19 protein-coding genes are annotated in these 21,105 nt (G+C 63.8%); 14 read left to right on the top strand and 5 right to left on the bottom strand.

Annotated elements, in window-relative coordinates:
* The first annotated feature begins 3 nt into the window (after positions 1-3).
* From fliN to QQK95_RS02755, 4 genes are read left to right on the top strand one after another with little or no spacing between them, the layout of a single operon-like run.
* A complete protein-coding gene (fliN, locus tag QQK95_RS02770) occupies positions 4-390 on the top strand; it encodes a flagellar motor switch protein FliN (RefSeq protein ID WP_284268659.1) in 387 nt (128 codons plus the stop codon).
* A gap of 46 nt (positions 391-436) precedes the next feature.
* Complete coding sequence (locus tag QQK95_RS02765) at positions 437-1,447, top strand: flagellar motor switch protein FliG (RefSeq protein WP_284268656.1); 1,011 nt, start codon at positions 437-439, stop codon at positions 1,445-1,447.
* 3 nt (positions 1,448-1,450) lie between these two features.
* Positions 1,451-2,533 carry a flagellar biosynthesis protein FlhB gene (flhB, locus tag QQK95_RS02760; RefSeq protein ID WP_284268654.1) on the top strand — a complete coding sequence of 361 codons (1,083 nt, stop codon included), beginning with the start codon at positions 1,451-1,453 and terminating at the stop codon, positions 2,531-2,533.
* Positions 2,530-2,964: a hypothetical protein gene (locus QQK95_RS02755; RefSeq protein ID WP_038649297.1), complete on the top strand. Its 435-nt coding sequence runs from the start codon at positions 2,530-2,532 to the stop codon at positions 2,962-2,964. Before flhB ends, QQK95_RS02755 begins: the two co-directional genes overlap by 4 nt.
* Positions 2,965-2,981: 17 nt before the next feature.
* Here QQK95_RS02755 and QQK95_RS02750 read toward each other — a convergent pair whose 3' ends face one another.
* Positions 2,982-3,752, bottom strand: coding sequence for a helix-turn-helix transcriptional regulator (locus QQK95_RS02750; RefSeq protein ID WP_284268649.1), 771 nt, complete (start codon positions 3,750-3,752; stop codon positions 2,982-2,984).
* Entirely contained in the window at positions 3,749-4,459 is a 711-nt protein-coding gene (locus QQK95_RS02745) for a helix-turn-helix transcriptional regulator (protein WP_284268648.1), read from the bottom strand. The genes QQK95_RS02750 and QQK95_RS02745 overlap by 4 nt, the downstream gene beginning before the upstream one ends.
* Positions 4,460-4,966: 507 nt before the next feature.
* Here QQK95_RS02745 and QQK95_RS02740 point away from each other — a divergent pair.
* Complete coding sequence (locus QQK95_RS02740) at positions 4,967-6,154, top strand: TMEM43 family protein (RefSeq protein WP_284268646.1); 1,188 nt, start codon at positions 4,967-4,969, stop codon at positions 6,152-6,154.
* Positions 6,155-6,227: 73 nt separating this feature from the next.
* Here the strand turns inward: QQK95_RS02740 and QQK95_RS02735 are convergent, their stop codons facing one another.
* Positions 6,228-7,259 (bottom strand): histone deacetylase family protein, encoded by a 1,032-nt coding sequence (locus QQK95_RS02735; protein WP_284268644.1) that lies wholly within the window; start codon positions 7,257-7,259, stop codon positions 6,228-6,230.
* Positions 7,260-7,282: 23 nt separating this feature from the next.
* Positions 7,283-7,936 carry a TetR/AcrR family transcriptional regulator gene (locus QQK95_RS02730; protein ID WP_284268642.1) on the bottom strand — a complete coding sequence of 218 codons (654 nt, stop codon included), beginning with the start codon at positions 7,934-7,936 and terminating at the stop codon, positions 7,283-7,285.
* Positions 7,937-8,193: 257 nt separating this feature from the next.
* Here QQK95_RS02730 and QQK95_RS02725 point away from each other — a divergent pair, with 257 nt between their 5' ends.
* The 8 genes from QQK95_RS02725 (at position 8,194) to QQK95_RS02690 (ending at position 18,870) form a co-directional block, all read left to right on the top strand.
* On the top strand, positions 8,194-9,873 hold the full coding sequence (locus QQK95_RS02725; protein ID WP_284268640.1) for an amidohydrolase: 1,680 nt from the start codon (positions 8,194-8,196) through the stop codon (positions 9,871-9,873).
* A 139-nt stretch (positions 9,874-10,012) separates the two neighbouring features.
* On the top strand, positions 10,013-11,107 hold the full coding sequence (locus tag QQK95_RS02720) for an ABC transporter ATP-binding protein (protein ID WP_284268638.1): 1,095 nt from the start codon (positions 10,013-10,015) through the stop codon (positions 11,105-11,107).
* Complete coding sequence (locus QQK95_RS02715) at positions 11,107-12,027, top strand: ABC transporter permease (RefSeq protein ID WP_010911255.1); 921 nt, start codon at positions 11,107-11,109, stop codon at positions 12,025-12,027. Before QQK95_RS02720 ends, QQK95_RS02715 begins: the two co-directional genes overlap by 1 nt.
* Positions 12,020-12,820 (top strand): ABC transporter permease, encoded by an 801-nt coding sequence (locus QQK95_RS02710; RefSeq protein ID WP_284268632.1) that lies wholly within the window; start codon positions 12,020-12,022, stop codon positions 12,818-12,820. The genes QQK95_RS02715 and QQK95_RS02710 overlap by 8 nt, the downstream gene beginning before the upstream one ends.
* 23 nt (positions 12,821-12,843) lie before the next feature.
* The gene (locus tag QQK95_RS02705; RefSeq protein ID WP_284268631.1) at positions 12,844-13,878 is read left to right on the top strand and encodes an ABC transporter substrate-binding protein; all 1,035 of its coding nucleotides are present in this window, start codon (positions 12,844-12,846) and stop codon (positions 13,876-13,878) included.
* Between the two features lie 127 nt (positions 13,879-14,005).
* Complete coding sequence (locus tag QQK95_RS02700) at positions 14,006-15,202, top strand: serine hydrolase domain-containing protein (RefSeq protein ID WP_284268629.1); 1,197 nt, start codon at positions 14,006-14,008, stop codon at positions 15,200-15,202.
* A gap of 33 nt (positions 15,203-15,235) precedes the next feature.
* Entirely contained in the window at positions 15,236-16,417 is a 1,182-nt protein-coding gene (locus QQK95_RS02695; protein ID WP_284268628.1) for a serine hydrolase domain-containing protein, read from the top strand.
* A 128-nt stretch (positions 16,418-16,545) separates the two neighbouring features.
* Entirely contained in the window at positions 16,546-18,870 is a 2,325-nt protein-coding gene (locus QQK95_RS02690) for a Tex family protein (RefSeq protein WP_284268626.1), read from the top strand.
* Here QQK95_RS02690 and QQK95_RS02685 read toward each other — a convergent pair whose 3' ends face one another.
* Positions 18,871-19,782: a LysR family transcriptional regulator gene (locus tag QQK95_RS02685; protein WP_284268624.1), complete on the bottom strand. Its 912-nt coding sequence runs from the start codon at positions 19,780-19,782 to the stop codon at positions 18,871-18,873.
* Positions 19,783-19,884: 102 nt separating this feature from the next.
* Between QQK95_RS02685 and QQK95_RS02680 the strand changes: the two genes are divergently transcribed.
* On the top strand, positions 19,885-21,081 hold the full coding sequence (locus QQK95_RS02680) for an acyl-CoA dehydrogenase (protein WP_284268623.1): 1,197 nt from the start codon (positions 19,885-19,887) through the stop codon (positions 21,079-21,081).
* The last annotated feature ends 24 nt before the right edge of the window (positions 21,082-21,105 follow it).

Below are 21,105 nucleotides of genomic sequence, written 5' to 3'. Positions count from 1 at the left end.
TTCATGGCCAAGACCAAAGTGGAAGCAGAACTCGACCAGCCGGACGAGCAACTCGACCGCGCCATCGAGGAATTGCGCGGGGTCCTGCATGAAGAGGAGCAACGCCCAGACGCGGCGTTCAGGGCTGCCGCGGGCGCCAATTCGAACGTCATCATGAACATCCCCGTCGATGTCCAGATCATCCTCGGCAGCACCGAGATGGCGGTGGCCGATCTGATGGCGCTGCAGAAGGGCTCGACGGTGGCGCTCAACCGCCGCATCGGCGAACCGGTCGACGTCGTCGTCAACGGCCGCAAGATCGCTCGCGGCGAGATCACGGTGCTCGAAAGCGATCCCTCACGTTTCGGCATCAGGCTGACCGAAATCATCGCCGGCACGAAGGACGCCTAGACATGGCTGGTGGGGCTTGCCGGTTGCAGCGGAGGCGAGAGGCAGCATGACGCCGCTGACGACCCTGACGCGCGCGCAGAAGGCGGCCGCCATATTGGTGGCGATGGGCAAGCCGTCCGCCAGCCGCCTGTTGAAATTCTTCAAGCAGGAAGAGCTGAAGGCGCTGATCGAGGGCGCCCGGCTGCTCAGGACCATTCCGCAAAGCGATCTCGAGCGCATCGTCGCCGAGTTCGAGGCCGAGTTCACCGAGGGTGCCGGCCTGCTCGATTCCGCCGACAGGATGGACACCATCCTCAACGAATCGCTGTCGCCCGAAGAGATGAACGCCATCATGGGAAACAAGAAGCCGGAGGCCGCGCCCGAAGGGCCGCCGCCGATCTGGCCCGATCTCGAAAAACTCGAACCTTCGCGGCTGGGCACCTTCCTGGCCGGCGAACATCCGCAGACGTCGGCCATGGTGCTGTCGAAGCTGGCGCCGCAGGCGGCGGCGAGCGTGCTTTTGACGCTGACGAAGCCGATGCGCGGCGAAATCATCAAGCGCATGGTGACGATGGCCAATGTTCCGGCCGCCGCCACCAGGATCGTCGAGAACCGGTTGCGCACGAGCGTGCTGGCGGAAACCTCGACCAAGGACACGTCGGCCGGGCAGGCGCGTGTCGCCAGCGTGCTCAACGAGCTGGACAAGCCGCTGCTCGAGGAGGTCATGCAGGATCTGGAGGCCGCCGGCACGCCCGACCTCGACGGTGTGCGGGCAAGGCTTTTTGCTTTCGACGACTTGCCGCTGCTCACCCAGAAGGCGCGTGTGCTCCTGTTCGACGGACTGTCGACCGAACTCGTCACGCTGGCATTGCGCGGCACGTCGGCCGCACTTGCCGAAGCGGTGCTCTCGGCGATCGGCGCACGGTCGCGGCGCATGATCGAAGCCGAACTCGGCCAGGGGTCGGAGGGTGTGCCTGCCGCCGACATACTGGCGGCGCGCAAGACCATCGTGACGACGACCATCCGGCTGTCGCGCGAGGGCGCATTCGAACTTCCCGCGACGCAGAACGCTGCCTAAGGCATGTCCGACGCCGCCGACAAGGACTCGAAAACCGAAGAGGCGACGGAAAAGAAAGTCCGCGACACGATCGAACAGGGCAAGCTGCCCCATTCGAGGGAAACCGCGATCCTCGCCTCCTTCGTCGCCATACTGGTGTTCACCGTCTTCTATGCCAAGGACGCGGTCATCAATCTCGGCATGTTCCTGTCGATGTTCCTCGAGAAGCCCGAGGCCTGGCCGATGAACACCGAGACCGATGTCATCGATCTCTACAAGATCGTCATGCTGGAGGTGGGCCGCGCCTTCGTCAGCCTGCTGGTGCTTTTGACTGTCGCCGGCATCGGCGCCTCGGTGCTCCAGAACATGCCGCAATTCGTCGGCGAGCGGATCAGGCCACAGCTTTCGCGCATTTCGATCACCAAGGGCTGGAACCGGATGTTCGGCGCGCAGGGCTGGGTCGAGTTCCTGAAATCCCTGGCAAAGGTCGGCTTCGCCATTGCCGTGCTCACCTTCACGCTGTCGGAGGATCACCGCAAGCTGCTTGCCGGGATGATCACCAATCCGGTCGCTTTCGGCCTCGTCATCCGCGGCATCGCGGTCGACATATTGGTGGCGATCGTCTTCGTCATGGGGCTGATCGCGGCGATCGACATCGTCTGGTCGCGCTTCCACTGGAAGCAGGACCTGCGCATGACCAAGCAGGAGGTGAAGGACGAGTTCAAGCAGTCCGAGGGCGACCCGATCGTCAAGTCGCGGCTGCGCTCGCTGGCACGCGACCGCGCCCGCAAGCGGATGATGACGGCGGTGCCGCGCGCGACGCTGATCATCGCCAACCCGACCCACTTCTCGATCGCGCTGAAATATGTGCGCGACGAGGATTCGGCGCCGCTCGTGGTGGCCAAGGGGCAGGATCTGGTGGCGTTGAAAATCCGCGAGATCGCAAAGGAGCACAACATTCCGATCTTCGAGGACGTGACGCTCGCCCGCTCCATGTACAAGCAAGTTTCGGTCGATAATGTGATCCCGTCGCAATTCTACCAGGCCGTCGCCGAACTGGTGCGGATCGTCTACTCGAAAAAGGCTGAGCGCAGACAGATTTCATGAACCGCCAACCGCACGCAAAATCCCGCGAGATCATCGTCGCCAGCGCCATCGAGCAGGTGGTCGGCGAACTGAGATTGATCGATGTCGCCGACTACATCGCCTTCATCCGGCTGGAGCATTTCGCCTGCCTTTCGGATCTGGTCGATTCAGCGGTGGAGCTGTTCTTCATGCCGGGCACGCTCAAGCTCGGCCATGGCGGCGAGGCGCATGTCGACTGGAGTGGCAGTCCGCGCATCGTGCTCGACCTGGAACTCAGGCCACCAGGGGTGACCGTCTATTTCCAGCTGACGCTGAGCGAGGCCGGCAATTCGGTCGCGGTCAACTACGTGTCGTTCGAAAAGCCCGGCGAGGACCCCGAGCACAATACGGCGCTGCTGGAGGCGGTGATCGAACAGGCCCGGATCCGCAAGGTCGAGCCTTTGGCCTTCTGAGGCGCCTCATCGTTTTATCACTCGATCAGGCCCAACCGCAGCGCCTTGGCGACCGCCTGGTTGCGGTTGACGGCGTTGAGCTTCTGGGTCGACTGGGTCAGGTACTGGTTGGCGGTATGCACCGACAGCTTCAGGAGCCGCGCGATCTCCTCGCTGGTGTTGCCGTTGGCGGTCAGCTTCAGGCATTCGAGTTCGCGCTTGGAGATGGCGCGCATCCTGCCGGCATCGCCGGGGCGGATACGCGCCACGGCGGCGAACAGGGAAAAGCAGCGTGCGTGGATTTCGTAGAGCACATCCTGCGGCAGCGCGATCTCCGATCCCAGGAAGACGACAAGGCCGCACTGACCGCGATCGGCGTGGACGGGAAAGGCAATGCCACTGGTGCCGGGCGCCAGGGGGGATATCTGCGCGGTCCAGGCAAGGGTGCCGAACATCTCGGCCATGGCCGCGACGCCGTCATCGGTCCACCAGCGTGGCTCCGTCGAGTTGTGGGTGTGGCGCACGATCTCCTCGCCATTGGCGCCCGAGATGAACTTCGTCGCCACGGCGATGCCGGGATAGTCGGAATCGAAGCATGGGACCAGCCTGGCCCGTTCCGGCGACGGACTGACGAAGTACAGGCCGAAGGCCGAGGCATTGATGTCGACCGAAATCCAGCGGCAGCGGCGCACGGCGTCGGGAATGGTGACGGCGTGATGTGTTTCGGAGCTGAGTGAGAAGGCGCCGAAGGGGCTGCGCTGTTCGTTGAAAAGGGCCTCCGCGGCGTCCTTGATGTCGGCGTGTTTCAAATGATGCCACTCCTGATCGCCGTGGCGATGGCCATCGCACGGTTGCTGGCAGCGAACTTCTGGATGGCGTGGGTGATGTAGCTGTTGACGGTATTGGAGGAGACTCCAAGGATGACCGCCACCTCATCGGTGGTCTTGCCTTCCGAGACCCAGAACAGGCATTCGCGCTCGCGGTCGGACAGCGGATCCTGCATGGCGGCGGCGGCGATCAGCTGCGGGATATGCGAGAGCGCGTAGCAGCATTTCAACTGCGCCTTCATCAGCGCCGGCTGGTCGATATGGCCTGATGTCGCCGCCGAGAACAGGGCGAACAGGCGCTGGCGGCCGACATTCAGCCGCAGGGAGTAGATCTCGGCATGGCCGAGCACGTCGAGAAGGCGGGCCTCTTCGCCGGAGACCAGCCCGTCGGCATCAGGCGCCTCTGCTGCCACCAGTGGCCTCGGACGGATACCGGGCGCGACCGTGAGGGGTCCCTGGGCAAGGCTGGCGATCAGCCGCTTGCCGATCAGTTCGATGGCGTCGAAGATCCAGTTCGAGGAGACGATGCGCGCATCGTTGCGGTCCTGGTCGTGGACGATGGCAACCAGCATGTAGCTGTCGGCGCCGATCTCGGCGGTCAGCTCCATGAAAAAGCTGGTCAGATCACCGCGCGACGTCAGGCGCGAGCCCAATGTGTCGGATTGAAGAAGCGCGGCGGGACTGCTCATTTGCTGCTTTTGGCCGGAATCGTTTCTGCCGTCCGGATGCTGGAAGCCAGCCGCCGAACCCGAAAACGCGTTACTTTTACGAGACACACACGAGGCGCGGGGCCGCGCCCAACCAGACGGAATCCATTCAGGGAACGCGAAGAACATCCGCGTCTGGCGCCGGAAAACTCCGGAACGTGAGACTTTGGGTGGTCGCCGCGCCCCCCGAGGACCGGCTGATTCGGGTCTAATCTACCCGCAGATGAATCCGACATCAAACGCGATTTGACAAAATCGAATCCGGCGGACTCGCACGCGACTCAGAGGCCGATTTTCGCGGCCTTCGAGCGTGTGAAAATGCCGGGACTGCGCAAGCCGGCCATATCCGCGCTCTGCCCGATGCGATAGTTTCGCAAGTGTCGGAGGGGTGGGCACCTTCGGCAATGGAGTTCGTAGTTGCATTGCAGCCGCGGTCGTCCGCGGCAGTGCCATGCGGGCTCCTGGCATCTTTTGTTTCGGGGGGAAACGATGAGCGATTCATTTCGGGAAGTTACTTCCGTCTCGTGGTTCGGACGGATCAAGCGCACAGTCGGTGGGGTCATCTTCGGCCTGCTCTTGATCGTGCTGATGGTCATCGGGCTTTTCTGGAACGAGGGCCGCGCCGTGCAGACGGCGCGCTCGCTGGCCGAAGGCGCCGGCGCCGTGGTCTCGATCAACGCCGACAGCGTCGATTCCGGTAATGACGGCAAGCTGGTGCATGTCAGCGGGCCGGTGACGGCCGATAGCGGCCTGTCGGATCCGGATTTCGGCATCGCCGCGCAAGGACTGCGCCTGTCGCGCAGCGTCGAGATGTACCAGTGGAAGGAGGAGTCCAAATCCGAGACCACCAAGAAGCTTGGCGGCGGCGAGGAGACGGAGACCACCTACAGCTATTCGAAAGTGTGGGACGACAGCCAGATCGACTCTTCGGACTTCAAGAAGCCGGACGGCCATCAGAACCCGCCGATGGCGATCCACAGCCACGCCTTCCAGATCCCTGAAGGCAAGCTCGTCGCCTTCGATCTGGACACGCCGGTGCTGGATCGCATCGACGGCGACAAGAACTATTCACTGTCGGCTAATCAGTCGGCGGCGATCAAGGCCGCCTATGCCGGGACGAAGCCGCTCAGCATCGTCGACGGCAAGATCTATCTCGGCAACGACAACACGACGCCGGCATTGGGCGACTACCGCATCGGCTACGAACTGGCGCCGCTCGGCGTGGTCAGCATCGTCGCGCGGCAGGCCGGCAGCCGCTTCGAGCCCTACCAGACGCAAGCGGGCGATGCGCTGCTGATGGTCGATACCGGCAACGTGCCGGCCGACAAGATGTTCGCCGAGGCGGTGAGCGCCAACACGCTGATCACCTGGCTGCTGCGCGCCGCCGGCCTTTTGCTGCTGACCATCGGCTTTGCCCTGTTCCTCAGCCCGATCGGCGTGATCCTCGACGTCATCCCGTTCCTCGGCAGCATGGCGCGGATGGGAACCGGCATCATCGCCTTCTTCCTGGCGATCCTGGTCGGCGCGACGACGATCGCGATTGCCTGGTTCTGGTACCGGCCGGTTCTGGCGATGGCCATCCTGGCAGCCGGTGTCATCGCGGCGGCGGCGGTCTATTATCTCGGCCACTCACGCAAGGCAGCCGCAACGATGGCCACGCCGAGCACGGTTGCGTAGCTTGGAAAAGGGCTGATATGCCGCCCTTTTCCGTCGTGCCTGTTGCTATCAGTCCTTGCTTTTGCGGGCCGGTTTACCGGTCCTCGAAGCCGGTCAGCACGCCGACGGCGTTGATGCCGATCTCTTCGACCGCATAGCCGCCTTCCATGACGAACAGCGTCGGCAGGCCGAGCTTGGCGATGCGGCGGCCGATCTTGGGATAGTCGAGGCTTTTCAGCTTGAATTGGCTGATCGGGTCCTTCTCGAACGTGTCGACGCCGAGCGAGACGATGACGATATCGGGCGCGTAGGCGGCGAGCCTGGCGCAGGCATCCTCCAGCGAGGCATTCCAGGCGTCCCAGTCGGTGCCGAACGGCATGGGATAGTTGATGTTGAAGCCTTCGCCGGCGCCCGCGCCGCGTTCATCGGCATGGCCGAGGAAGAACGGGTATTCGACCATGGGATCACCATGCAGGTTGAGGACCTGCACGTCGGCGCGGTCGTAGAATATCTCCTGCGTGCCGTTGCCGTGGTGGTAGTCGACGTCGAGGATGGAGATGCGTTTGGCGCCCTGGTCGAGGAACCACTGCGCGGCGACCGCGGCGTTGTTGATGTAACAATAGCCGCCCATGAAGCCGGCGCCGGCATGGTGGCCCGGCGGGCGGCAGAGCGCGAAGGCCGACCTCTCGCCGCCCTTGAGCAGGCCGGCAGCGGTCAGCGCCACCTCATAGGACGATTTGATCGCGGCCCAGGTGCCTTCGACGAAGGTGGCGCCGGCATCGAAGGAATAATAGCCGAGCAGCGCATCGACACGCTTTGGCGGCACGTCGCCGCGCAGGCCGCGCGTCGGCCAGGTGAAGGGCATGGCCGTGCCCTCGTGACCGGAGGCTACCCATTGCGGCCAGACCGTCGGCAGGAAGTCGATATAGTCTGATTTGTGGATGCGCTTGGCGGCGGCAAGGTCATGCTCGAGCGGCAGGACGATCGGACCGAGCTTCTCGCTTTCGACCCGCGCCTTGATGAACTCGGCCCGCGAGGGTTTTTCAAAACCCGGCACGATGGCTGAGGTGACCAGTTCCATCTGGCCGGCATGGCCAGCATGAAGCGGCGAATAGACAGTCTTCATGAAATTCCTCTCGAAATGCGAAATCAGTCCAGGTTGAGATAGGGGCTCACCAAAGCGAGCCACATGGTTTCGACATCGTCCTCGATGAGGTCGTATGTCCTGCGATCTCTCTTCAGTCCGACCAGCCGGCAGGCGTGCCCGACCTCCATCATCACCAGGCCGAGCCGTTTGGCTATCTTGTCTTCGAGAGCCGGATTCACGTGCCGCAGCCAGGCGGCGTAAAGCGCGATGATCTGCTGATCATATTCGTCCTGGATAGGCCTGAGATCGGCGTTGCCGGAAATGGCCTCGATCACCGGCATCAGGGTCGCGTTTTCGAGATAGATACTGGACGTGTCGATGAAGAGCTTGCGCACTTCGCGCCGGAATTCTTCGCGGTTGGTGGGCCGGGGGACCTTGATGCGCTTCTCGATCACCTCGGGAAAGGAGGACAGCCAACGCCGGGCGAGGTCCAGAAGAATGGCTTCCTTGTTGGGGAAGTACTGGTAGACCGAACCGACCGACAGGCCCGCGCGCTGCGCTATGGCGAGCGTCGTCGGCGTCCTGGTTCCTTGCTCCCGTGTCAAGATCAGCGCCGCGTCGAGAATGCGGTCGACCACCTTGCTCGACCGTTGCTGCCGCGGCTGCTTGCGCGGCTCGAGCGCTATCCTGGTTTTGCGGTCGAGACTGCGCTTCACTGCTCGATGTCCTCGTTCCCCGCCTGGTCCCAACACAAGCGCAGGGTGCTGCCCCCAATACATTCTAAATTCCGCATGTTGACAAACGCGAATAATCAGTCGCATTCTTTATCCACGCTGTCCCTAGGGATAACAAGGGGAATTTCGAAGACAGCGGACTGGCATCGTTTTTGTTCCGTGGCGCCGCTCCGGTGGGTGGCAGTTCGTTGAGCTCAGGGCTGTCGGTCTCATTCGGTCATCAAAAGCGCGGAGTCGCGATGTCTGTTACGGGTGCGGGTCACAGTGCGGATCTGATCGTCATCAATGGTCGTGTGCTGACCATGGACGGTGGCAATCCCGTCGCCGAGGCCGTTGCCGTCAAGGACGGCGCCATCATCGCCGTTGGCAGCCGCGCCGCCATCGAAGAGCTCAAGGGAGCGGCCACACAGGTGATCGACGCCAAGGGCGGTTCGGTCCTGCCCGGTTTCATCGAAGCCCACATGCATCTGTTCTCGGGAGGGGCCGAGCTCGCGCATCTTCAGCTTGGCGGTGTCCATGGCTTCGAGGCGCTGCAAAAGGCGATCCGCGACTATGCGTCGACCAAGCCCGAGGCGAAAATGCTGGTCGGGCAAGGCGTCGACTACACCGTGCTCGGCGACGAGCGGGTGACGCGCCACCATCTCGATCAAATCCTGCCGGATCGCCCGTTCTGCATGGCCGCGCCCGACCACCACACGATGTGGGCCAACACCAAGGCGCTGGAGATGGCAGGCATCCTGCATGGCCGCGCGCTTGGTCCGGGCAATGAAATCGTCATGGGCGAGGATGGCCTGGCGGCCGGCGAGTTGCGCGAGGGCGAGGCTTTCGGCCCGGTGCTCGATCTTGCCGGCGAGGGCCGGGTGCGGCTGGGGCTGGCGACCGGGGGCGAGCCGGATCCGATGCCGTCCGCGGCCGAACGCGCCGCCGACCGCGACATCATGCGGCGCGGCCTCGCCTGGTGCGCGCGCCACGGCATCACCTCTATCCAGAACATGGACGGCAATCTCTACCAGCTCGAACTGCTGGCCGAGATCGACGCCGAGGAGGGCTTGCCCTGCCGCGTGCAGATCCCGTTCCACTACAAGAATTTCATGACGCTCGACATGCTCGACAAGGCATCCGTCATGGCCGAGCGCTACAACAGCGAGTGGCTGTCATCGGGCATGGTCAAGGTGTTCTATGACGGCGTGCTCGATTCCTGGACGGCTGTCATGGTCGAGCCCTATGCCGATCGCCCCGACTGGGTGGGCGAGCCGCTGTTCACGCCGCAGCAGTTCATCGATCTGGCCGTTGCCGTCGACAGGCGCGGGCTGCAGATCGCGGTGCACTCGATCGGCGATGGCGCGGTGCGTGCGGTGCTCGACGGCTACGAGGCGGCGCAAAAGGCCAATGGCAAGCGCGACAGCCGCCATCGCATCGAACACATCGAGGTCACCACCACATCGGACGTGCCGCGCTTCGCCGAACTCGGCGTCATCGCCTCAATGCAGCCGCCGCATCCGCCCGGCGCCATGGATTTCCCGCTGGAGCCGACCGTGTCGCGTATCGGGCCGGCCCGCTGGCCGCTGAGCTATGCCTGGCGAACCCTGAAGAATGCCGGCGCGCATGTCGTCTTCGCCTCGGACTGGCCGGTGTCGCCGATCGACCCGATCCTGGGCATTCAGGCGGCAGTGATGCGCAAACCATGGGCAGACAGCGACCCGGACCAAAGTTTCTCGCTGCAGGAATCACTGGCCGCCTACACGGTCGAGGGCGCCTATGCCGAATTCGCCGAACACCGCAAAGGTACACTGAAATCAGGCTATATGGCCGATCTGGTGGTTCTGTCGGCCGATATCGAGAAGACGGCCCCGGCCGACCTGCACAAGGTGCGCCCGGTGACGACGATTTGCGGCGGCAAGATCACCTATAAGGCCTGACAATGGCATGAGGCTTGCTGGCTAAAGACGGACTGAACTGTGATTCAATGCCGGGCTTGCCAACCTACCGGGCGTGTGGTCACATCGAACAGGGGAACAGCTCCGCCAGCAAGAGCGGGGTCAACAGTGAGGCGTAATCGTGCCGGACAAACCGGATCGGAATGCGATTGAAGTAGTAAACGTCAGTAAAATTTTCGGATCGGGTGAGGGGCAGGTCGCTGCTCTCGACAAGGTCTCTGTATCCATTCGCGAGAACGAGTTCTTCACGCTGCTGGGACCGTCCGGCTGCGGCAAGACCACCCTTCTGCGGCTGATCGCCGGCTTCGATTTTCCAACCGCCGGTGAAATCCTGCTCTACGGCCAGGACATCGCGCCGCTGCCGCCCTTCAAGCGGCCGGTCAACACCGTCTTCCAGTCCTACGCTCTGTTCCCGCACATGACGGTGGCCGACAATATCGGCTTCGGCCTGGAGATGCTCGGCAAGCCCAAGGCCGAGATCAAGGCGCGCGTCGCCGAGATGCTCAAGCTGGTCAAGATGGAAGCGCTGGCCGGTCGCCGCACGGCCCAGATTTCCGGCGGCCAGCAGCAGCGTGTGGCGCTGGCCAGGGCGCTGGCGCCGCAGCCGAAAGTGCTGCTGCTCGACGAACCGCTCTCGGCACTCGACTACAAGCTGCGCAAGGAGATGCAGATCGAGTTGAAGCGGCTGCAGCACGAGACCGGCATCACCTTCATCTTTGTCACCCATGACCAGGAAGAAGCGCTGACCATGTCGGACCGCATCGCGGTGATGTCGTCGGGCAAGATCCTGCAGGTCGGCTCGCCCTGGGATATCTACGACAAGCCGGCGGAGCGCTTCGTCGCCGATTTCATCGGCGAGACCAACTTCCTCACCGCCGCCATATCGGGCACCAGCAACGGCAAGACACGCGCGACGCTCAAATCCGGCACGACCATCGAGGCGACCGTTGCCGAAGGGTTCCAGCCGAAGGACAACGCGACCGTGGTGGTGCGGCCCGAGCATGCCAAGCTGACCAAGGACAAGGGCGACCTGTCGGGCACGGTCGAAAACATCGTCTATTTCGGCACCGACACGCATATCCATGTCCAGCTCGACAGTGGCGAGGCCTTCACCGTGCGCCAGCAGAACACGCGCAGCGCAGGCTGCGGTTTCGAGCGCGGCGACAAGGTCGGCATCCTGATCGGCAATGACGCCGCGCAAGTGCTGAGGGACTGATGGCCACCGCTGAAGAAGTCGCCAAGGCAGCGGAACGACGTGATGTCCGTGACCGCTGGCTTTTGTCAGCGCCGGCGCTGCTGGTCATCCTGCTCGCCGCGACCGGCCCGTTGCTGATCGTGCTCGTCTACTCGTTCCTGACGCCCGGCGCCTATGGCGACGTGAAATGGCAGTTTTCGCCCGATGCCTGGATATCGGTGTTCATGGAACGGGATATTTTCGACGATACGCTTTCGCTCGCGGCGGCGCATGTCACCATCTTCTGGCGCTCGATCAAGCTTGCGGTGGTGACGACGCTGGCCACTTTGGCGCTCGGGTTCCCGACCGCCTATTTCATGGCCACGCGCAGCGAGAAGACCAGGGATCTCTGGCTGTTCCTGATCACCATCCCGTTCTGGACAAACCTCCTGATCCGCACCTTCGCGGTGCTGCAGATCATCCGCAACGAAGGCATCATCAATACGATCCTGCTCAAGCTCGGCATTATCTCGGCGCCGATCCAGATCCTCTACACCGACACCGCGATCCTGATCGGCATGGCCTATGTCTACCTGCCGCTGATGGTGCTGCCGATCTATGCCAGCATGGAGAAGCTCGATTTCCGCCTGGTCGAGGCCGGTTATGATCTCTACGCGACACGCTTCAAGGTGTTGCGGAAGATCATTTTCCCGCTGGTCAAACCCGGCGTCATTGCCGGCTCGATCCTGGTCTTCATCCCGGCTCTCGGCGCCTATGTGACGCCGGTCGTGCTTGGCGGCGGCAAGAACATGATGCTGTCCAACCTGATCGAATTGCAGTTCGGACAAGGCCGCAACTGGCCGCTTGGCTCGGCATTGTCGATCACTGTGATGGTCATCGTCATGCTGGCGCTGCTTGCCTATGTGCGCAACGCCGGCAAGTCAGGGGTGCGTCATGGCTAGCAATTTCTCCATCAAGCACCAGCCGGGCTTCACGGCGATCGCGGCGACCTGCTTCATTGTGCTCTATCTGCCCATCATCGTGCTGGTCGCCTATGCCTTCAACGCGGCGAGCTCGACATCGGAATGGGGTGGCTTTTCGCTGCGATGGTTCCAGTCGGCATACCAGAACACGCAGGTCATCGACGCAACGCTGCGCTCGTTCCAGATCGGTGCCATCGCGGCGGTGCTGTCGACCATCTTCGCCACCATGGCGGCACTTGCCACCACGCGCACCGCTGCCTATCCCGGCCTCACCTTCAAATATGCGGCGATCAACCAGCCGCTGATGGTGCCCGAGATCGTCACCGGCGTGGCGCTGCTGATCTTCTTCTCGCGCATCAAGATCTTCACCGGCTATTCCGGCCTCGGCTATTTGATCGCCGCGCATACGGCGTTCTGCATTCCATTCGCCTATCTGCCGATCCGGGCGCGGCTGGAGAATATGGACCTGACGCTGGAACGCGCCGCGGCCGATCTCTACGCGACGCCGTGGAAGACCTTCCGCCGCATCACGCTGCCGCTTTTGTGGCCCGGTATCCTGGCCGGCCTGATGCTGGCCTTCGTCATCTCGCTCGATGACGTCGTCATCACCGAGTTCGTCAAATCGGGCGGCCAGGACACGCTGCCCACTTACATGCTCGGCCAGATCCGCCGTGGCGTCACACCCGAGATCAACGCGATATCGACCGCCTTCCTGCTGCTTTCGGTCGCGATCGTCACGTTGTTTTTCTTCGTCAGCAGGAAACGAGACTGAAACCTGAAATGGGAGCTAGAACGATGAACTGGAAGACAACAGCGACCGCCATGGGGTTGGCGCTGCTCGCTTCGACGGGCCTGGCCCGCGCCGATGGCGTGCTCAACATCTACAATTGGGGCAACTACACCAGCCCCGACGTGATCAAGAAGTTCGAAGCCAAATACAACATCAAGGTGTCGATCACCGATTACGATTCCAACGACACCGCGCTCGCCAAGGTCCGGCAGGGCGGCACCGGCTTCGACATCGCCGTGCCGTCGCAGACCTACGTGCCGATTTGGATCAAGGAAGGCCTCCTGCTCGAGACCGATCCGGGCAAGATGGAGAACTTCAAGAACGTCGCGCCGGAATGGGCCAATCCCGAATTCGATCCGGGCCGCAAATATTCCGTGCCGTGGGCCTGGGGCACGATCGGCGTCGTCGTCAACACCGATGCCTACAAGGGGCCGGCCGATACGTGGGGCATCGTCTTCAACACGCCCGACGAGCTGAAGGGCAAGGTCAACGTCGTTCCCGAGATGAATGACGTCATCTTCGCGGCGATCAAATATGTCGGCGGCCAGCAATGCACCGACGACAAGGCGGTGCTGAAGAAGGTGCGCGACCTTTTGGTGGCGGCCAAGCCGAACTGGATCGCGATGGAATACAACACCATCGAGAAGATGGGCGCCGGCGACTTCAAGGCAACCAGCGACTGGAACGGCTCGGCGCTGCGCCAGCGTCTGGCCAATGCGGCCATCCACTACAACTATCCGAAGGAAGGCTTTGGCCTGTGGAGCGACAACGTCGTCGTCCTGAAGGAAGCCAAGAACGTCGAGAACGCCAAGCTGTTCCAGAACTTCATCATGGATCCGGAAAACGCGGCTGGCCTCTCGGCCTTCCACCGCTATGCCAACGCCATCACCGGCTCGGATAAATACATGCCGGCCGACATGAAGGACGCGCCGGAAGTCGTCATTCCGGCCGATGCCAAGCCGAAAGGCGAATTCCAGAAGATGTGCGCACCGGAAACGCAGGAACTCTACACCAAGATCTGGACCGAACTGCAGAAGTAATCGCTGCATGACGGACCCGGCGGTCCTGTCTCTCTGACTTAGAGACGGATTCAGATTTCAGGTCGAACCGACCTGAAATCATCCGTCCCTGGGCCGCCGGGTCTTTTCTTTTCCGGGAATGCCTTTCATGGACTCCTATCGCAACAGCGATCCGCGGCCGCCGATCATGCAGGGCTCGCCGCCCGCCATGATGCCACCGAAGCTCGACTGGGACCGGCCGCCATGGAACCGCTGGGCGTTCCAGCACATCAGGGAAATCCTGCCGACCGCCGAAGTCTGGCGCGGCAATGGCCACCGCCATCGTCTCGAACGCGCCGAGGTCGATCTCGACGGGCTGCCGGTCGCGGACAGCGAGGGCAGGCCCTCGACGCTCGCCGGATTGCTCGACGAGACCTATACGGATGGCTTCCTCGTGCTCAAGCACGGCCGGATCGCCTATGAGCGCTACTTCAACGGCATGGACGAGCGCACGCTGCATCTGTCGCAGTCGATGGCCAAGTCTATCACCGGTTCGGTGTTCGGCATATTGGCCGGGCGCGGCCTGATCGATCCGGCCAGGCCTGTGACCGATTACCTGCCGGAACTCGGCGCCACCGGCTGGGCCGGCGCCAGCGTTCAGCATGTGCTCGACATGACGACGGGCGTGCGTTTTTCCGAAGAGTATACCGACCGCTATTCCGATATCGGCCAGGTCGATGTCGCCACCGGCTGGAAGCCGGTGCCGCCGGGCAGCGATCCGAACTTCCGCTGGCCCTCGCATATGTTCGAGCTGATCCTGGGTTTGAGGGACACGGTCCGGCCGCACGGCGCGGCGTTCGAGTATCGCTCGATCGAGACCGATGTGCTCGCCTTCGTCATGGAGCGGGTGACAGGCAAGCGGCTGGCGCAGCTGGTCTCGGAAGAACTCTGGCAAAAGCTCGGGGCCGACGAAAGCGCCTGCTTCACCGTCGACAGCGCCGGCTATGCGCTGGCCGATGGCGGCTTCAACGCGACCTTGCGTGACTATGGCCGCTTTGGCCAGATGATCCTCGACAATGGCGGCGGGATCGTGCCGGCCGCATGGATCGAGGCGACACGCAATGGCAGGCACGGGCCGGATTTCTCCCCCAGCCTGCCGCAGGGCAGCTACCGCAACCAGTTCTGGATCGAGAATCCCGCCTCGCGCGCGCTGATGTGCCGGGGCGTGTTCGGGCAGATGATCCATATCGACTGGAACACGGGAATGGTCGTGGTGAAGCTTTCGACCTGGCCGGATTTCAGCAACCTCGCCTACTCCACGGCGACGCTGAAGGCCGTGCACGCCATCGCCGCCGCACTGCTCTAAGCCCCCACAAGAAACGAGCTGGAAGGAAACGCCATGACCGGCAAGACCGCGTTCGAGACCCGCTACGGCTTCGCCCGCAACGAGGTGCTGCTTTCCAACTGGCGCGAAAGCCCGTTCAACCGATGGTCATTCCAGAACCTTGGCGAACTGGTGCCGACGGCACGCGTAGCCACGGCATCCGCTGGCGCCGAGGCACAAGCGAAGGATTTCGGTGGTTTGCTCGGCGAAAAGGTTTCGGTGGCCAACGCGCCGGAGACGGTCGCCGAATTCCTCGCGCGCTCCAGCACCGACGCGCTGACGGTAATGAAGGGCGGCAAGGTAATCGGCGACTGGTTCGCGCCGCACATGGATTTCGGCGCCCGCCACATCATCTTCTCGATCAGCAAGTCGGCGACCGCCATCGTCGCCGGCATATTGGAAGGCGAGGAGGTGTTCGATCCGGAAGCGCCGGTCACGGCCTACATTCCGGAAGCCGCCGGGTCGGCCTATGGCGACGCGAGTGCGCGCCATGTGCTCGACATGAGTGTCAGCCTCGATTTCGAGGAGGCCTATCTCGATCCGGAAAGCGCCTTTGCCCGCTATCGCCGCGCCACGCTGTGGAACCCGGGTGGCGGCACGGAAAGCCTGCGCGAATTCATCCTGTCCCTGCAGCGGCTTGCCGAGCCGCACGGCCAGACCTTCCGCTACCGCTCGCCCAATTCCGACCTGCTCGGCCTGTTGCTGGAGCGCGCATCCGGCCAGCGCTTCAGTGACCTGATGCGCGAGAAATTGTGGCTGCCGCTCGGCGCCGTGAGCGAAGCTTCGATCGGTGTCGACATGGAAGGCACGGCACGCACCGCAGGCGGCATTTCGGTGACGCCGCGCGACCTGGCGCGGGTCGGCGAAATGATGCGGCAAGGCGGGACCGCCAATGGCCGCCGCATCGTGCCGGAGGCCTGGGTGCGCGATACGGTCAGCACTGGCGGCAGCGCCGAAGCCTGGCAGCGCGGCACCATGCTGCCGTTGTTCCCGCAAGGCCGCTACCGCAACAAATGGTACCAGTCAGGCAAGCCGAGTGGCGCCTATTGCGGCATCGGCATTCACGGCCAGTGGCTCTATGTCGATCCGAAGGCGGAAGTGGTCATCGCCAAGATGTCGTCGCAGCCGGAGCCGGTCGATGACCCGCTTGATCTCGAAATCGTCGCCTTCTTCGAGGCGCTGACCCAACTGGTCTGACCTGTCGGGCGCGGCTTCGTTGCCGCATGCTTTCCTGTGGACCGCCCGCGACGGTTGAAAACGTCGCGGTTGGCGAGACAGGCGTCTGCGCCTATGGTCGCCGCTCTTTTGACGAGAGCAGGAACGACATGGCATCCGACATCAAGCGCATCGCAGCCATCATCGCGGCCGAGATCAAGGCGCGGCCCGAACAGGCGGCGGCGGCGATCGAATTGCTCGACGAGGGCGCGACAGTGCCGTTCGTGGCGCGCTACCGCAAGGAGGTGACCGGCGGGCTCGATGACACGCAGCTGCGCGACCTTGCCGAGCGGCTGGCTTATCTGCGCGAACTCGACGCCCGCCGCGACACCATCCTCGGGTCGATCCGCGAGCAGGGCAAGCTGACCGAGGAACTGGAAGCCAAGATCGCGGCGGCGGCCACCAAGGCGGAACTCGAAGACATCTATCTGCCCTACAAGCCGAAGCGCCGCACCAAGGCCGAGATCGCCCGAGAGCGTGGGCTGGGGCCGCTGGCGGAGGCCATCCTTGCCAACCGTTCGCTCGTGCCCGCCGAGGCGGCACTGGCCTATGTCACCGAGGAGGTGGCCGATACCAAAGCAGCGCTTGAAGGCGCGCGCGACATCCTGTCGGAACAGTTCGCCGAGAATGCCGATCTGGTCGGCAAGCTGCGCACCTACATGAAGGACCGCGCCTTCATGCGCGCCCGGGTCGTCGACGGCAAGCAGGAGGCCGGCGCCAAGTTCTCCGACTATTTCGACCATGTCGAGCGCTGGGCCAACGTGCCGAGCCATCGCGCGCTGGCCATGCTGCGCGGCCGTAACGAAGAGGTGCTGTCGCTCGACATCGAGGTCGATGCCGACGATGCGTCGCCGGTGAAACCGGTGGAGCGGATGATCGCCAACGCCTATGCGATCGGTGCCAGCCTGCCCGGCGACCGCTGGCTGATGGAGGTCGCCGGCTGGACCTGGCGCATCAAGCTGTCGCTGCACCTGACGCTCGACCTGATGCGCGATCTGCGCGAGCGGGCCGAGGAAGAGGCGATCCATGTCTTCGCCCGCAATCTGAAGGATCTGCTGCTGGCCGCGCCGGCCGGTTCGCGGCCGACCATGGGGCTCGACCCCGGCATCCGCACCGGCGTCAAGGTGGCGGTGGTCGACGGCACCGGCAAGCTGGTGGCAACGACGACGGTCTATCCCTTCCCGCCGAAGAACGATGTGCGCGGCACGCAGGCCGAACTCGCCAAGCTCATCCGCTTGCACAAGGTCGAGCTGATTTCGATCGGCAACGGCACAGGCAGCCGCGAGACGGAGAAGCTGGTGGCGGACATGCTGTCCGACATGCCTTCGGATGGTGGGCCGAAGCCGCTGAAGGTGATCGTCAGCGAGGCGGGCGCCTCGGTCTATTCGGCATCGGCGACGGCGGCGGCGGAATTTCCCGGCCTCGACGTGTCGTTGCGCGGCGCGGTGTCGATCGCGCGGCGCCTGCAGGATCCGCTGGCCGAACTGGTCAAGATCGAACCCAAGTCGATCGGCGTCGGCCAGTACCAGCACGATGTCGACCAGTACCGGCTCGGCCGCTCGCTGGAAGCGGTGGTCGAGGACGCGGTCAACGCGGTTGGCGTCGACCTCAACACCGCCTCGGCACCACTGCTGGCCCGCGTTTCCGGACTTGGCGCATCGCTCGCCGACGCCATCGTCGCGCACCGCGATGCGACCGGTCCCTTTGGCAGCCGCAAGGACCTGCTCAAGGTGCCGCGGCTCGGACCTCGCGCGTTCGAACAATCCGCGGGCTTCCTGCGCGTCGCCAATGGCAGCGAGCCGCTCGATGCCTCGTCAGTGCATCCGGAAGCCTATGGCGTGGCCAAGAAGATCGTCGCCGCCTGCGGCCGCGACGTGCGCTCGCTGATGGGCGACAGTGCCGCGCTCAAGGCGCTTGACCCGCGCGTCTTCGTCGACGAGCGTTTCGGCCTGCCGACGGTGCGCGACATCCTTGCCGAGCTGGAAAAGCCCGGCCGCGACCCGCGCCCCGGCTTCAAGACGGCGACCTTCGCCGACGGCGTCGACGACATCAAGGATCTGAAGCCCGGCATGCTGCTGGAAGGCACCGTGACCAATGTCGCCGCCTTCGGCGCCTTCGTCGATATCGGCGTGCACCAGGACGGGCTGGTGCATGTCTCGCAACTGGCCGACCGTTTCATCAAGGACGCGCATGAGGTGGTCAAGGCCGGCGATGTGGTCAAGGTGCGTGTGGTCGACGTCGACATCAAGCGCAAGCGCATTGCGCTCTCCATGCGCAAGGACAGCGGCGAGGGCGGCGCATCGAAAGGCGGGCCGCGCGACAATGGCGGCGGCAGGCCGGCGCCGCGCTCGCCAGCGCCGCAACGCCAGCCGGAACGGCCGGCCCAGCAAGGGGCCTTCGGCGCGGCGCTGGCGGATGCGCTGAAGCGGAAGTAGCTACCAGGCCAGAACAGCCGGCTCCTTCTCAACCTGCTCCAGCAGCCAGTCGCGAAAGCTGGCCACAGGGGGATGGTCGCGCTTGTCGTGCGGGACGACGAGGTAATAGGCGCTGCGGCTTTGCATGGGCTGGCCGGGCGCCGGCACCAACTGGCCGCGCTGCAATTCGCCTGCGATGAGGAGCAGCGGCAACAGCGCCACCCCAAGCCCCGCCATGCAGGCCTGGGCGGCGGTGCCGAATTGTTCGAACTGCATGCCCGGTCCGGCCGGCGCGCTCAAGCCCTGATGCTCGAACCATTCGGTCCAGGCGCCGGGGCGCGTCGCCATGTGCAGCAGCGGCAGGCGGCCGATATCGGTCGGCGTGGCGATGGCGCGGCCGGCGAGGAATTCCGGCGACACCACCGGCGTCACCGTTTCGCGCACCAGAAGAGTGGAGTCCGCCTCCGGCCAGTCCGGCAAGCCGTAATGGATGGCGGCATCCAGCCTTTCCCGGGCGAAGTCGAAGCGGCCGACGCGGGTGACGAAGTTGATGGTGATATCTGGATTGTTCTCGACGAAATCGGGGATCATCGGCATCAGCCAGCGCGTGCCGAAGGTCGGCAAAATGGCGAGGTTCAGCATACCACTATGCCGATTGCTCATCAGTCCAAGGGCTGCGTCGCGCAACTGGCCGAGTGCTGAACGCACCGCTTCGGCATAGATTTCGCCCGCCGCTGACAGCCGGACATTGCGGCTGTCGCGTTCGAACAACCGGCGGCCGAACTGCTCCTCCAGCAGCTTGACCTGCCGACTGACCGCCCCCTGGGTGAGATCCAGCTCCTGCGCGGCGGCGGTGAAGGACCCGAGCCTGGCCACCGCCTCGAAGGCGGCAAGCGCACCGATATTGGGTAGCAGGCGGCGTTGGACACTCATGATCCATTCCTAATGCTCATTGATCCGTGAAGCAATTTCGTTTGATTTTTTCAGGCTGCAAGCCGATAAGCCGGGCTTCATCCCGTTTGAGGACCAAGAGCCATGGCCGCCGAGAAGAATGCATTCGTCTGGGAAGACCCGTTCCTGATCGAGGACCAGCTTTCGGAGGAAGAGCGCATGGTGCGCGACGGCGCGGCTGCCTTCGCCGCCGACAAGCTGGCGCCACGCATCGAGGACGCCTATCTCAACGAAAAGACGGATGCCGGCATCTTTCGCGAGATGGGCGAGGCCGGCCTGCTCGGCATTACCATCCCGGAAGAGTATGGCGGCCTCGGCGCCAACTATGTGACCTACGGGCTGGTCGCGCGGGAGGTCGAACGCGTCGATTCCGGCTATCGCTCGATGATGTCGGTGCAGTCGTCGCTGGTGATGTATCCGATCCACGCCTATGGTTCCGAAGAGCAGCGCAAGAAGTACTTGCCCAAGCTCGCCAGCGGCGAGTGGATCGGCTGCTTCGGCCTGACCGAGCCGGATGCAGGCTCGGACCCTGGCGGCATGAAGACGCGCGCCGAGAAGACGGCGAACGGCTACAAGCTCAGCGGCTCGAAGATGTGGATTTCCAACGCGCCGATCGCCGATGTGTTCGTCGTCTGGGCGAAGCTGAAGGGCGAGAACGGCAAGGACGAGATCCGTGGTTTCGTGCTGGAAAAGGGCATGAAGGGGCTGTCGGCGCCGAAGATCGGCGGCAAGCTGTCGCTGCGCGCGTCGATCACCGGCGAGGTGGTGATGGAAGGGGTCGAGGTCGGCGAGGACGCGCTGCTGCCCAACGCCAAGGGCCTTGGCGGCCCGTTCGGCTGCCTCAACCGGGCCCGCTACGGCATCTCGTGGGGTTCGATGGGCGCTGCGGAAGATTGCTGGCACCGCGCCCGCCAGTATGGCTTGGACCGCAAGCAGTTCGGCAAGCCGCTGGCCGGTACGCAGCTTTACCAGAAGAAGCTTGCCGACATGCAGACCGAGATCGCGCTCGGGCTGCAGGCATCCCTGCGCGTCGGGCGGCTGCTCGATGCAGGCAAGATGGCGCCGGAGATGATCTCGATCGTCAAGCGCAACAATTGCGGCAAGGCGCTCGATATCGCCCGCCAGGCCCGCGACATGCACGGCGGCAACGGCATCCAGATCGGCTACCACGTCATGCGCCACGCGCAGAATTTGGAGACGGTCAACACCTATGAAGGCACGCATGACGTGCATGCGCTGATCCTGGGACGGGCGCAGACCGGGATACAGGCGTTCTTCTGAGGCAGCTTCAGCTGCTTAAATTAG

Source organism: Mesorhizobium huakuii (genome assembly GCF_030160235.1).
Taxonomy (GTDB): Bacteria; Pseudomonadota; Alphaproteobacteria; order Rhizobiales; family Rhizobiaceae; genus Mesorhizobium; species Mesorhizobium huakuii.
This window is presented reverse-complemented; position numbering and strand designations above follow the sequence as displayed.